Genomic DNA, 13,215 nt, shown 5'->3' on the forward strand with positions numbered 1-13,215 from the left:
TAGATTTTACCGGGCATACTATTGTGTAAAGTTCAAACATTATTTTGTATATTTTCAGCATCATTATATCACGCGACTTTCACAAAAGACATGGTAATTCTACAATAATTCGCAATCTTTTATCATCCCTATTGATGGAGGGCTACAAATATGATCGAAATTCATCCAGACCAGTCATTTATTGGATTATTGAGCGAGAACCTGGAACATCCCGACAAACTCACAACCTGGGATGGTTTTAAGCTTGCGTATCAGGCTGCTCAATTTAAAACCGTACCAAAATTCGACGGCCTCCTTGCTCTTGAACATCTCCCCCATGTAGATTTTATGGAACACCAGATTGAAGCAGCAGAAACAGCCGTCCATCAGATGAATGGGCGCGCCATTCTAGCTGATGAAGTAGGACTCGGAAAGACTTTAGAGGCAGGACTGATTCTAAAAGAATATATGATCAGGGGAAGAGCTAAAAAAATTCTCATTTTGACACCCGCTTCCCTTGTAAACCAATGGATTCAAGAACTAAATGAAAAGTTTTATATTCAGGCTGCTTCTCCCCGTAAGAAACAGGCCTCATGGAAAGAATGGGACGTAACAGTGACTTCCATCGATATGGCCAAACGAGAAAATCACAGAGAAATCATTCTCGATATCGATTACGATCTTATCATTATTGACGAAGCTCATAAGCTCAAGAACCATCAAACGAAAAATTACCAATTCGTACAATCCTTGAAAAAAACTTATTGTCTTCTATTGACTGCTACACCCATTCAAAACAAATTGAGTGATTTGTTTAATTTAGTATCCATTCTAAAACCTGGTTACCTAGGAAACTTGACCGATTTCAAGAAGAAATATAAAGAAAATGCTGACGATAAGGATAATATCCAACACATCCATTCTCTTGTCGGGCATTTAATGATACGGAACCGGAGAAAAGACACCGGACTCGATTCCTCCAAGCGTAAAGTCGTCAACGAAAGACTCTCGTTTTCAGATGAAGAAATGGACATGTACAAAAAACTAGAACATCTAAAAGCGAGTCACCCATCCTTTACGTGGCTGACACTTGCAAAAGAACTATGTTCATCCAGAGAAGCTTGTTACATGTCCCTGAACCAATTGAAGAAAAATGCACCGGAAGAAAAAGCTGACCTCTATGATGAATACATTGAAGCGATCGGACAGGTCCCTCATCATGTGAAAGCCAAACGTATGACTGAACTCATTGAAAAAACAGGCGAGAAATTCATTGTATTTACAGAATACCGCGCCACCCAATTTTATTTGCAGTGGTATCTCCAACAGAACGGAATTACTTCCGTTCCATTCAGCGGAAAATTCAATAAGAGCAAGCGGGATTGGATGAAACAATTGTTCAAGAACAAAGCCCAGGTGATGGTCGCAACAGAAGCCGGGGGAGAGGGGATCAACCTTCAATTCTGTCACCACATGATCAACTACGATCTTCCCTGGAACCCCATGCGCCTTGAACAAAGAATTGGACGGATTCACCGCTTCGGACAGGAGCACGACGTTAAAATTTTTAACTTTGCGATCAAAGATACGATTGAGGATCACATCATGAAGATGCTGTATGAGAAGATCGAAATGTTCAAAAATGCGGTCGGTGACCTGGATCATATCCTTGAGCAAATTCCAGGCGGGTCGTTCGAGCATCAAATTCAATCCATTCTTAAACAATCGGAAAGTCAAGGAGAAGTTGACATCAAGCTTAACAATTTAGTCAGTTATGTCGAGCATACGGTGAATGAAAGGAGGGAATCGAGTTGAATGCCCCAAACCCACACAAATCGTTCGTCAAACAGTTCTTTTCATCTCACGGTTGTACCATCATCAGCGATTCTCCTTCCCATTTCACTGTACAGCTTACCAACGAGATGGATGAGGAAATCATGAATCGTCCTTTTTACTGGCATTACATGAAGAAAATGAATCGAGAAGGCGTTCCAATGAAGCTGACCTTCAGCGATACGGATCAGAAACAGGCAGGCGGCATTTATCTTCATGCAGGAACACCTAAACTTCACCGCTTGTACAATACAGCAATTTCTAAAGCACGGACAGCCAGGCTTTATGAAGTAGTGCATCAGACCACGGGACAAAACCGGGCCATGAGTCCCTGGCTTGTCGTTAATGGGCTTCTGCACTTCCGTGGGAAACATACCAGGGATGAATCTGTTTCCATAGGAATCAATTTAATCCACGGGACGATGATGCTTGGAATGATGGACAAAATGATGGACATGAATTTTGAAACCACCGTTTCGGACTATACATTCCCGATGAGGCCTGTCATTTCCTTATCACACGCATATAAACGCATGGAACGACATATTGAAACGTATGTAGGTTCGCTCGATCATCAATGGGCGAAAGATTCTCTGCACCATCTTGAAAAAGAAACCCAATTGCTGGAATCCTTTTATGAGTCTGAAGACATCGGTTTGGATTCTTTCACGAAAGAGCGTGAGCAGCTCGATAATCGATACAAACCTTATATAGAAATGGAAGTCATCAATGGGGGACTATTTTATATTTCACAGGAAACCAGCAAGTCCTGGATACAGCATGAAGTTTCAGACACTCCATCAGATAGACATCTATAAGAAAGTTTGAGTAGTTCCAGAAATCATAAATCCACAGTTTGTGAAAACGAAAAAAGCCGCTGAGGGTCTCAGCGGCTTTTCTTACTCTTTCAATGATTGTTGATTCGTTTTCTTTTAAACATTTTCAAAGCGAAAGGAAGCAATCCGAACCAGTAAAAGGAAGATTTTTTGGAGGGCTTGGATTCTTTTCGTTGCTGCTTCTCATCCTTAGACATGTGCATATACTTGACAACTTCTTCTGTCAAAAACTTTACATAATCATTCTGATTCATGAGAACCCCTCTTTTTCCATTGTTGCCTTTAGTATGCTCCAAACCCTGCTATTTTAGACGTGACACTACTTCTTCAGTGATCTTTTCCGGAGTCTTCTGGTCCACATGTATGACTATATCTGCCGTCTGTTCATATAAACTCAGACGTTCATCAAAGCGTTTTTTCTTTTCTGAGACATCACCTTTCCACAAGGGACGGTCGGTGTCACCAGCCAATCTTTCCACAATCGTTTCCCATTCTGCTTTTAAGTAAACAACGGTCCCTTCTTGCATGAGTTCACGATTCTCTTCCCGGAGGATGACTCCTCCTCCTGTAGACAAGACAACTTCTTCTTTTAAGTTCTTCAAGAATTCTGTTTCCTTATCCCGAAAGTACTGCTCTCCTTTTAGCGCAAACATATCACGAATCTTCATTCCTTCTGCTTCTTCAATAGCCTCATCCATTTCTATGTAAGAATAACTTGTTTTTTCACTTACCATTTTTGCTATTGTAGACTTGCCACTTCCCATGAAGCCAATTAAAAAAATCACTATCATTTTCCTCCTTTTAAAAAGTTATTGCAGGAATTAGTCCCTTTATGTCGAATACAATAAAAGGCCAAAATAATACGAAAGAGGTGATAAATGTTTGAAATCCATCGCTCAATATGCCCATGACCTTATCGTTTCCGCAATCCAGCAAACCGCTACGGACATCCACTTTTCCCCTTATGAAGAAACAGCCTCCATTCATTTCCGTATCCATGGAAACCGTATTTTCCACTCCACGACCCCAATTCCCATATACAAGAAGCTTCTTTCCTACTTCAAATTCACTTCAGGGATGGATATTGGAGAACACAAACGACCTCAAAACGGTACACTCCAGCACCGCTCCAATCAGAACACATTCGACCTGCGCCTGTCCACCCTCCCCATAACCGGAACCGAAAGTTTGGCCATTCGCATTCTAAGACCGATGGCCCATACTCCACTTGAACAGCTTTTTCTTTTTCCTTACCAACTTAAAAAAATCCAGCGTTGGTTGAATTACAGAAGTGGCATGATCCTCTTCACAGGACCGACCGGAAGTGGAAAAACCACTACCTTGTATGCCTTGCTCCAATCCCTCACCTCCTCAAATTCCTTTCAGGCTATTACTCTTGAAGACCCCATTGAGAAAAATTTAAACAACATTATTCAAGTACAAGTGAATGAGCGTGCAGGTGTGACATATGATACGGGGTTAAAAGCAGCCTTGAGACATGACCCTGACCTCTTAATGGTCGGGGAAATCCGAGACAAATCAACCGCTCAATTTGCGTTTCGTGCCGCTTTAAGCGGACACCTTGTTATCAGCACGATTCATGCGCGGGATGCACATGGTACCATTCACCGTCTTAAAGAGATGAGTATCAAACAAACCGATATCGACCAAACCATGATTGCCATTGCATCTCAACAGCTCATCTCTCTTAAGGGAGCCAAGCATTTACCGAAGAGAACAGCAATTCTAGAGCTTTTGGAAGGTCCCTCATTAAAAAGAGCCATTGTAGGACAGACCAATCACCAGCAGAATTTTCAATCGTTCAGAAACTTAAGGAGGAAAGCCTATGCACTTGGCTTTGTTGCAAAAGACGAAGTGGACCAGTTTTCGTGACCCGCCTTTACCTGTCAGTCAGCAAATTCTGTTTTTTAAAAGGTGCAGTCATATTTTGGACAAAGGTTATCCGCTTCACGATGCTCTGCAAATGACTGGGTGGGACAGAAAACTAAAATCCACTTGTGACACGTTGACACAGCACCTCAGCGCCGGAGACCCTATCCAGGAAGCTTTTGTGAAAGCACGATTCTCCCTTTCCGTGACCAATTTCCTCTACTTCAGCCAGATCCACCATAACTTATCGAGAAGCTTTCATCAGTGTCAAGCCATGCTGCAAATGAAGAAGGATTACAAAGAGAAATTTGTGAAGGTTATCCGATACCCCGTTTTCTTATTTGTTTTCCTCATCATTGCTTGCACAATCTTACAAAAAACCGTGATCCCGAATTTTGTACATCTATTTGAAGGCAAGAAAGACGGAACCTTCCACCTGATGGTCATTCTCATGCATGTCATGAATGGGTTGGGCATTCTTGTTTTACTGACTGCCATTCTCTTTATGGCCATTATGATTATCTTACCGCGGATGCCTTTTAAAAAAAAGCTGGCATTTTATGAAAGAATCTCTCTTTTAAAGCTGTATCAATCCTACTCCGTTTCCTTCCTTTTCACGACCCACCTCCACTCTTTACTTCAGGCAGGTCTTCCACTAAAGGATGCAATTGAGATGATTTATGGGAATGAAAATTATGAACTACTCTCTCATTACTGTAATGAACTCTTAAAAGAACTGTCCAACGGTAAAACTTTTGCTCAGGCGATTTACAGCTGTCCGTTATTCAGACCGGAACTAACAAATATATTCCATCACACCAACGACGTCGAAGCTTTAAAAGATGAACTTGAACTTCTTGCAGAATTCTTGATGGAGTACCTCAGTCAAAAGATATCCACGTGGCTCCATGTCATTCAGCCTGCTTTCTTCATCATAATCGCCACTGTCATCATTTTGATCTACGCATCCATCATGCTCACTCTGTATCAATGGATGAACCAAATTTAAACGAGGAGGAACTCTCATGGTAAAAAACGAAAGAGGATTCACATTAATTGAGATGCTTATTGTTCTACTTGTCATCTCTATATTGTTGATCATCACAATCCCTAACATGTCCAAGAACAGTGATTCTGTAAAATCTAAAGGGTGTGAAGCACTCCAAAAAACTGTAGAGGCTCAAGTGCAGGCGTACTTTATTGAACACGAAACTTTCCCAGCGTCTATTCAAACGTTGGTGGATGAAGAATATATCTCCCAAGGTACATGTCCTGACGGTACAGAATTGGTAATAAGCTCAGAGGGAAATGTCAGTGAGAAAACATCACCAACCGGAACGTAACGGCTACACTTTCACTGAAATGGTCATCGTTTTATTGTGCTGGTCCATACTCCTTTCCTGTTTCATTCCTTTGCAGTACCGCACCTACCAGAAACTTGAAGCAGACCTTACCCTTCAACAATTAAAGGAAGACCTTCTCCTTACACAACACCTTTCCATGAATGATCATGTTTACTATACACTGAATTTCGACCAAGAATCAGGAGGCTATGTTTTATATGACACGAAAGAAAGAAAACCAATTTTCACTAGGAAATTGCCAGAGCAATGGGCGATGCGCTTGACTACTCTCCAGCCAACGGTGCGATTCAATCAGAAGGGGATCATTCAAAAAGCAGGAACAATGTACCTTTATGCCCCGAATAAAACCTATAAGATAGTTTTTCCATTTGGATCGAGCAGGTTGCGAATTGAAGAAATCTGAAGGCTTCACGATGGTTGAGACCTTAAGTGCTTTTACCCTTTTGATGATCATTGCATTATTTACGCTTCCTTTGCTTACCGAGATAAAGACTGCAAAGAAGGACCTTCAAGTAGAAAGAGATGCCGTCACGCTGCTTCATAATGAATTCTTTGAACACAGGATGAAGCATGGTCCAATTCCTTATAAATCAAAACATGTATTAACTTATGAAATGACTATAGTCATCCAAACCAAGGGTGAATGGATTGCAGGCTGCGTATTATGGAAAAACCAAAGAAATGAAAACAAGGAGTTCTGTTTGCATGATAAAAGGGAATAGTCCAAATGAAACCGCATTTACCTTATCAGAAGTTTTAATCAGTCTGATGGCGACCATGATTCTGTTAACGATCTCCATCCCCTTATTTTCCTTACTGAAAGGATATGACTATTACTCTGATTTATCGGTTGATCAACTGAACGCAGTCATACAATGGGAAATCAACCAATCCCGTACCTTTAACGTTTCTGATCATTTCATCTCATTCATTGATAAGCAGGACCGGCACATTGTCATGGAACAGTATGGAACAATTTTCAGGAGAACTGTCGACGGTTCTGGACACGAAACCCTTGTACAAAATATAGAGTCTATATCTTTTATTCATGAATCTCCTTCAATTCTTATGGAGGTAAACATTCATGACCAGCTATACACGCGAAAAATCCACCTTACACAATGACCATGGTGTTGTCTTTCCGTGGATGCTTATTCTTTGTTTCCTACTTCTCATAGTCACATTAACAACCATCAACCAGTACAAAAACCACCTTCACCTCGTCAAAAGTCATCAAGCTTCAGTTATAAAACAACACATTCTGGACACTTCACGGTTGAAATTGAATACAGAATTAAAAAAGATCCCTAAAGAACAAATGCAATACTCTACTACCCTGCTTACCCCTGATGGTGAAAGCGCAGCGGAATGCTCACGTAAGGAAATTCAATGGGTATGCTTGTGGCATATAGTAGTAAATGGCAATTCATTTCAGCTCAAAACTTTTCAAATCCCATAAAAAATCGCCCCTCTTCGAGGGACGATGCTTTTATGAGATGTTTTGTTTATATTCCATTCTTTTATCTGTAATCCCACGAAGTCCATCCAAATCATATCCGATGACTAATTTATTTCCATTGGTCAAGATCGGACGTCTCAACAGCTTAGGCTTCTCAATAACCAACTCCAGAAATTCATTCAAGGTTAAGTCCTCTACATCTAGGTCAAGTGTTTTAAACTCTTTACTTCTCTTCGCTAAAATTTCATCAATTCCGTGAGTGGTCAGTGAGAGGATCCTTCTTAATTCGTCAGCGGTAGGAGTCTCACGGAACAGGTGCTGCTCGTTAAAATCCACCCCTTGACTTTTTAACCATGATTTTGTGCGCCGACAGGATGTACAACTTGGGTATGTGTAGAATTTTAACTCTTCCATGTTTAACGCTCCTCGCTTTTTTTGTATAACTTTATTGTATATTGATTGTATAACCTTTGTACAATATTTTAAACTCCTTTTTTCATTTAGACAAATATTTTTCACAACTTGGCGGGTTAAAGAATAAGCACAACTGGGAATACAAATACTGAGAAATGAAAGATGAATACGTTTTATTTACAATTGTATCCGGGTCGTTTATAATATGAATGATAGTTTAACGATAGAAAAGGAGGGGGAAAAAGCATGGATCGAATGTTTCGAGTACTGGCCTTTTGGACAGGTATCTTCGCTGTCATGTTCTATACAGGCGATATGATGGAGGCTTCCTTATTATCACTAGTTCAAACGGCTTTTTTCCTTACTATTGGTTACCTTAAGCTGTCAGAACGTATGTATGTGTACATATTTTTCTCATACTTGACAGTCTTTATGATTGGATTCACGTATTATTGTTCCTTTATCTTAGTACCAGGATTTGGCGGACACTAAAAAAAGAACCTGTCATCCTTTTTAAGGATGACAGGTTCTTTTTTTCAAGCTCATCACACTGATTAATTTAGGAAAGGATTCTCTTCCCGCTCTTCACCGATTGTAGTCGGCTGGCCGTGACCTGGAAAAATGCGCATATCATTACGTAACGGGAGAAGTTGTTCCCTAATGCTTTTTTCAAGCAATTCACGATTTCCTCCCGGCAAATCTGTACGACCAATTCCTCGTTGGAACAAAGTGTCTCCAGCAATCGTAAGACGTTGGTTTCTAAATACAAAGGAAACACTTCCCGGCGAATGTCCGGGTGTATGACGGACTTCAAATGGGAAGTCCCCTATTTGCATTTCACCCATCTCAAAATAGTAATCCGCTGGTCGAGCCGTAATTTCCCCTAAACCGAATAAGGCCGAGCCATTCTTTTGTGGATCCCCCAGCCATTCCGCTTCTTTTTCATGTATGTAGACAGGAGCATCATAAGCATCTCTAACTGCATCAACAGCTCCAATATGGTCGAAGTGCGCATGTGTCAATAGAACGGCAATAACGTCGAGTTCTCTTTCCTGTAAATAGTTCTGCAACTTTTCAAAATCCCCACCCGGATCAACGACTAGCGCTTTATGGTTTTCATGGATGATATAAGCATTTGTAGCGATCGGTCCAAGCGGCAACCTGGTTATTTTCTTCATTTTTTCCACCTCATTTATTCGTTTCTTTATACGTTTATCGGCTTTATCGTACAATGTGTAAAAATAATGTAGATAACTCGACAATTTTTTGTTTATACTATAAAATAGATAAGTACCAATAATAACTACATATAGTATAACATCTATCCTTTATGGATGATAATAATGAAAAGAGACTTAGGGGGTGCTGAATTTGGTAACAGCTATTCTTCTTTTACTCGTAACAATCTTATGTGTTTGGGCAATTTTCCGTGAACTTAAAACAAAAAACTTCTTTGCTGTTCTTTTCGCAGGTGCATCAGCATTGATTTTCGGATGGTTCTCAGTCATGACGATCTGGTACAACTTATTTGGTTAAACCTTAAAAAGCAAGCAGACCTTTTGGTCTGCTTGCTTTTTTATGAAAGATCATATTAGGAGCGTGAACTTCTAATCTCTTCATCCGTTTGCAACAGTTGTTTGTTTTTATTGAAAAAGTACCTGTACATACATAAAGTAATGAACATGGCACTTAATGAAACGGAAGAGAAAATACTGAGGGATATGACTAACTGATACTTGATGGCCATGACAGGTGAAACACCACCAAGAATCAAACCAGTCATCATTCCCGGCAACTGTACAAGACCAATGGTCTTCAGACGGTCGACGTTAGGTATCAAAGAAGCATGTAATGTATTCTGAACGATCAAATGAGAGGCCTGCTTAGGCTCTGCTCCTAAAGACAAGGAAGCGAGCAAGCGGCCATTGTTTTCTTTAAACTCATTTTTCATTCGTTCAAGAGCAAGCCCCATAGCAGTCATACTGTTGCCAATGACCATCCCACTCATAGGAATGACTTCAGAAGGTTTAAACTGGATCATATCAAATAGGAGCCATAAACTCAGTACACCTACCTCAATGGCCAAAAGTCCTCCAAAAAGAATAAACCCGACATAAGGCAAGTCCTTCCCCTTTTGTCTTGCGTGAAAAGTAGCTATGATGATCATAACTGTTAACATGAACGGAATCCCATAAAGAGCGGGTAGATCAAAAAGGAATGTTAATATGTAACCAATAGCAAACAACTGGACCGTTCCTCGAACGGTGGACCAGATAACGTTTTTGCTTACACCAAGCTGGTAATAATAAGACAACGCCAAAGGGACGATGACGAAAATAATTAAAAAGAATAGCGACTGATTCGATATTTCTGGTTCCAAACCTTCTTCCTCCCTACTGCTCTAAAAACTTCTCAAGCTCTTTTGTTTTCGGATGATCAAACATATCTGGTATTTTTCCATCTTCTACAATCTGTCCATCACTAATAAACAACCCTCGGTTCCCAAGCCTCCGTGCTTGATTCAAATTGTGAGTAACCATAAGCATGGTAAGCTGATGCTCTTCCATCAAACACTCCAGTACCTCTTCAATCTCTTCTGCTGTGCGATAATCAAGAGCGCTGGTAGGCTCATCAAGGAGTAAAACTTCAGGTGAATTGGCTAATGTCCTTGCCAGAGATACCCGTTGCTTTTCACCGCCAGAAAGCTGATCTACATCTCTTTCAAGATAATTGGAAGGTAGTTGGACATAATCCAATAATTTTTTCCCTTGTTGGTCGTCCCATGCATCAAATAAGGACGGTCCATATTTAATGTTATCCAATACGGTTCCCGGGAACAGGTTCGGTGCCTGGAGGACGAGACCTACTTGTTTTCTTAAATCAGTGATGGAATGTTGTTCAATCGGTTCCCCTTTAAAATAAATGGCCCCCTGCTCAGGGTCATTCAAACGGTTCAATAAGAACAATAATGTGCTCTTCCCAGCGCCTGAGGGACCGAAAAGGATGACTTTATCCTGTTTTTCCATTGTAAAATTAATATCTTGAAGAACCCCTTGGTACACATGTTCAAAACGAAACATACCTTTCCCTCTCTCCATAAAACGTTGTTTGTAAATATCATTACCCTTATATGTATGAATTTATGTGAAGAGCGAAGTAAAAGCTCCCTATTCTAACCACTACTACACATTCGCTTTAGTGGGTGTATATGTAATCTATTCACCAATAATATCCACCCCTTCCTTGTTCACATTCATAAAGCTTATCAGTTTTTTATATAGATTTCTAAACGACAACCCTTCAATGCTGCGTGTTTTCTTCAGCTTTACTACAACTTAGGCCGGAGTTTTTTATTACAGCGTTCCTCACTTCTTACATCAATAAAAATAAAGCCGCTAAGACAATGTCTCAGCGGCTTTTCCCTTATTTTTCTGTTTGATCAAACTCGTAAAACCTGAACAAGTCCCCATAAATGATATTATCTGAGTAATTCATTTCTTTACTTACCTTTTCTTTAATAGGTTGGCATACTTGAGCGTCTTCTTCAGGAAGAGGTTCTCCTGAGGAACGATCATAACACGTTTCATTTGAATACAAATAATCGTCTGTAATAAAGCTACCGTCTCTTAAAGCAACGAAGTCTTTATTCTTTTCTGCGAACATATTATCACCGAAGGTTAAATCACCGTTTTCTTCAATACCCAGAAGGTGGAGTAATGTCGGTTTAACATCAATTTGACCAACCACCTTATCTTGCACTCCTCCGTCTTCATACCCAGGAATGTGAATCATAAATGGCACTCGCTGAAGTTGGGTTTGCACATAAGGATCGACTTCTTCGCCTAAAAATTGGCTCATAGCTTTATTGTGAAAATCACTAATTCCATAATGGTCACCCATCAAAACGATGATGGAATCATCATAAATACCGGCATCTTTCAACTGTTGGAAAAATTGTTCCAACGCTTCATCCGTGTAACGAGCGGTTTGGAAATAAGAATTCAACGTTTTTGAATTGGAATCGTATTTATCAATATTTGCTTTTTCTTCAGGAAGTTCAAATGGAAAATGGTGAGTCAAAGTAATAAATTTGCTATAAAACGGTTTTTCCTGTGATTGCAAATATTTAATGGATTGTTCAAAAAACGCTTTGTCTTCCAGTCCCCAGCCGAAAGAGTTCTCAGGAGTAACTTCGAACGATTTCTCATCATAAAACTGGTCATACCCTACGTTCTCATACATGACATCCCTGTTCCAAAAGCTTGCGTTATTGGCATGAAAAACAGAGGTTTCATAACCTTCTTCATTCAATATTTCAGGCAGAGCATTGTACTCGTTCCCTGCATGTGTGAAATACACGGAACCTCTTCCCAAAGGATAAAGGGAGTTTTCAACAATGAACTCCGAATCGGAGGTTTTCCCTTGGGCGGTTTGATGGTAGAAGTTTTCAAATGTGATGGTGTCCTTACTTTGTTTCAGATCATTAAGGAAAGGTGTCGTTTCTGTTCCGTTAATCTCGGAATCAAATAGAAAGTTCTGGAAGGACTCCACACTTACAAATATGACGTTCTTATCTTCTGCAATTCCATATAGCTCTGAATCCTTGTTCGTTTGGTCAGGAGATGTTTCCTTCAAATACGTCTCTATCTCACTGATTTCACTGCCATCCGCAAAAACTCGTTGGGCCTTTGTTTTTGTCTGCATCGTTGCATCATACAAATGATAGTTGTAAATGCCGATATTCTTCACAAGATATTCACGGTCGAAGGCCCGTACAAAAAGCATCGGACGCTCGATCTCTGCAAGCACAACATTCCCCGCCAAAAGCAGAAAAGTAACGGCAGTCACTGCAATCTTCCCACGCTTCGGCATCTTCACTGATAGGTTAAATTTCTGTCTGCTCAAATACCAAACGAGCGCCACATCAGCAAAGATGAAAATGTCTTCGATGTGCAGCAAGGTCAAAAAACTACCAGTAAGGTCTGCAGCATTGTTCCCCTGGAACAGCACAGGAATGGTAATAAAGTCGGTAAAGTTCCTATAGAAAATTAAGTTTAAGAATAAGACCAATGAACCGATCAACGTCGTCCAGCGTAAATATTTCATTTGATTTTTAGGTTTCAGCCATACACTTATTGCAAAAATCAAATAGGCACTTGCAATCGGATTAAATAAAAGTATGAATTCTTGCATTGGATTCTCAATCGATAAATCGAACATGAATCTATATACGACATAAGTCTTCAGACCAAACAACAATGTCGCAATGATAAATAATGGCATGTTCTTCATTCTCCATTGCATCATGGTTCCTCCTCTAGTACGATACTGATCAATTTTAACAAAAATTAACCAGGTCCCTTATCTTCTTTAACATTTTCCACTTATAATCCATATTAAACTCTTTCTTCATATATGACGTAATTGGTCCCATAAAAGT

17 protein-coding genes are annotated in these 13,215 nt (G+C 40.1%); 10 read left to right on the plus strand and 7 right to left on the minus strand.

What is annotated here, in order from left to right; genetic code table 11:
• Positions 1-150 precede the first annotated feature (150 nt).
• Both J0K78_RS05215 and J0K78_RS05220 read left to right on the plus strand, forming a co-directional pair.
• Positions 151-1,794, plus strand: coding sequence for a DEAD/DEAH box helicase (locus J0K78_RS05215; protein ID WP_206945701.1), 1,644 nt, complete (start codon positions 151-153; stop codon positions 1,792-1,794).
• Positions 1,791-2,630 carry a YqhG family protein gene (locus J0K78_RS05220; RefSeq protein WP_206945702.1) on the plus strand — a complete coding sequence of 280 codons (840 nt, stop codon included), beginning with the start codon at positions 1,791-1,793 and terminating at the stop codon, positions 2,628-2,630. Before J0K78_RS05215 ends, J0K78_RS05220 begins: the two co-directional genes overlap by 4 nt.
• Positions 2,631-2,719: 89 nt before the next feature.
• Here the strand turns inward: J0K78_RS05220 and J0K78_RS05225 are convergent, their stop codons facing one another.
• A complete protein-coding gene (locus tag J0K78_RS05225) occupies positions 2,720-2,902 on the minus strand; it encodes a YqzE family protein (protein ID WP_089651741.1) in 183 nt (60 codons plus the stop codon).
• Between the two features lie 48 nt (positions 2,903-2,950).
• Positions 2,951-3,439, minus strand: coding sequence for a shikimate kinase (locus J0K78_RS05230; RefSeq protein WP_242517695.1), 489 nt, complete (start codon positions 3,437-3,439; stop codon positions 2,951-2,953).
• A 91-nt stretch (positions 3,440-3,530) separates the two neighbouring features.
• Between J0K78_RS05230 and comGA the strand changes: the two genes are divergently transcribed.
• From comGA to J0K78_RS05260, 6 genes are read left to right on the plus strand one after another with little or no spacing between them, the layout of a single operon-like run.
• Positions 3,531-4,541 carry a competence type IV pilus ATPase ComGA gene (gene comGA / locus J0K78_RS05235; RefSeq protein WP_206945704.1) on the plus strand — a complete coding sequence of 337 codons (1,011 nt, stop codon included), beginning with the start codon at positions 3,531-3,533 and terminating at the stop codon, positions 4,539-4,541.
• A complete protein-coding gene (locus J0K78_RS05240; RefSeq protein ID WP_206945705.1) occupies positions 4,495-5,547 on the plus strand; it encodes a type II secretion system F family protein in 1,053 nt (350 codons plus the stop codon). The genes comGA and J0K78_RS05240 overlap by 47 nt, the downstream gene beginning before the upstream one ends.
• A gap of 16 nt (positions 5,548-5,563) precedes the next feature.
• Positions 5,564-5,881: a competence type IV pilus major pilin ComGC gene (comGC, locus tag J0K78_RS05245; protein WP_160914976.1), complete on the plus strand. Its 318-nt coding sequence runs from the start codon at positions 5,564-5,566 to the stop codon at positions 5,879-5,881.
• Positions 5,853-6,305 (plus strand): competence type IV pilus minor pilin ComGD, encoded by a 453-nt coding sequence (gene comGD, locus J0K78_RS05250; protein ID WP_370551062.1) that lies wholly within the window; start codon positions 5,853-5,855, stop codon positions 6,303-6,305. The genes comGC and comGD overlap by 29 nt, the downstream gene beginning before the upstream one ends.
• A complete protein-coding gene (locus J0K78_RS05255; protein WP_206945707.1) occupies positions 6,292-6,624 on the plus strand; it encodes a type II secretion system protein in 333 nt (110 codons plus the stop codon). The genes comGD and J0K78_RS05255 overlap by 14 nt, the downstream gene beginning before the upstream one ends.
• Positions 6,608-7,027 (plus strand): ComGF family competence protein, encoded by a 420-nt coding sequence (locus J0K78_RS05260; protein WP_206945708.1) that lies wholly within the window; start codon positions 6,608-6,610, stop codon positions 7,025-7,027. The genes J0K78_RS05255 and J0K78_RS05260 overlap by 17 nt, the downstream gene beginning before the upstream one ends.
• A gap of 364 nt (positions 7,028-7,391) precedes the next feature.
• Here J0K78_RS05260 and J0K78_RS05265 read toward each other — a convergent pair whose 3' ends face one another.
• Positions 7,392-7,775, minus strand: coding sequence for a Spx/MgsR family RNA polymerase-binding regulatory protein (locus tag J0K78_RS05265; protein WP_206945709.1), 384 nt, complete (start codon positions 7,773-7,775; stop codon positions 7,392-7,394).
• A 246-nt stretch (positions 7,776-8,021) separates the two neighbouring features.
• Between J0K78_RS05265 and J0K78_RS05270 the strand changes: the two genes are divergently transcribed.
• A complete protein-coding gene (locus J0K78_RS05270) occupies positions 8,022-8,267 on the plus strand; it encodes a DUF2626 domain-containing protein (RefSeq protein ID WP_146812856.1) in 246 nt (81 codons plus the stop codon).
• A gap of 62 nt (positions 8,268-8,329) precedes the next feature.
• Here the strand turns inward: J0K78_RS05270 and J0K78_RS05275 are convergent, their stop codons facing one another.
• Entirely contained in the window at positions 8,330-8,953 is a 624-nt protein-coding gene (locus J0K78_RS05275) for an MBL fold metallo-hydrolase (RefSeq protein WP_206945710.1), read from the minus strand.
• Between the two features lie 184 nt (positions 8,954-9,137).
• Between J0K78_RS05275 and J0K78_RS05280 the strand changes: the two genes are divergently transcribed.
• Entirely contained in the window at positions 9,138-9,311 is a 174-nt protein-coding gene (locus J0K78_RS05280) for a DUF2759 domain-containing protein (protein ID WP_307725367.1), read from the plus strand.
• A gap of 55 nt (positions 9,312-9,366) precedes the next feature.
• On the opposite strand, the gene J0K78_RS05285 is transcribed toward J0K78_RS05280, so the two are convergent.
• The 3 genes from J0K78_RS05285 to J0K78_RS05295 form a co-directional block, all read right to left on the minus strand.
• On the minus strand, positions 9,367-10,155 hold the full coding sequence (locus J0K78_RS05285) for an ABC transporter permease (RefSeq protein WP_206945711.1): 789 nt from the start codon (positions 10,153-10,155) through the stop codon (positions 9,367-9,369).
• Positions 10,156-10,168: 13 nt separating this feature from the next.
• Positions 10,169-10,855, minus strand: coding sequence for an ABC transporter ATP-binding protein (locus J0K78_RS05290; protein ID WP_206945712.1), 687 nt, complete (start codon positions 10,853-10,855; stop codon positions 10,169-10,171).
• Between the two features lie 343 nt (positions 10,856-11,198).
• Positions 11,199-13,079 carry an LTA synthase family protein gene (locus J0K78_RS05295; RefSeq protein ID WP_206945713.1) on the minus strand — a complete coding sequence of 627 codons (1,881 nt, stop codon included), beginning with the start codon at positions 13,077-13,079 and terminating at the stop codon, positions 11,199-11,201.
• Between the last annotated feature and the right edge of the window lie 136 nt (positions 13,080-13,215).

Source organism: Halobacillus sp. GSS1 (assembly GCF_017307035.1).
In the GTDB taxonomy this organism is placed as follows: domain Bacteria; phylum Bacillota; class Bacilli; order Bacillales; family Halobacillaceae; genus Halobacillus; species Halobacillus litoralis.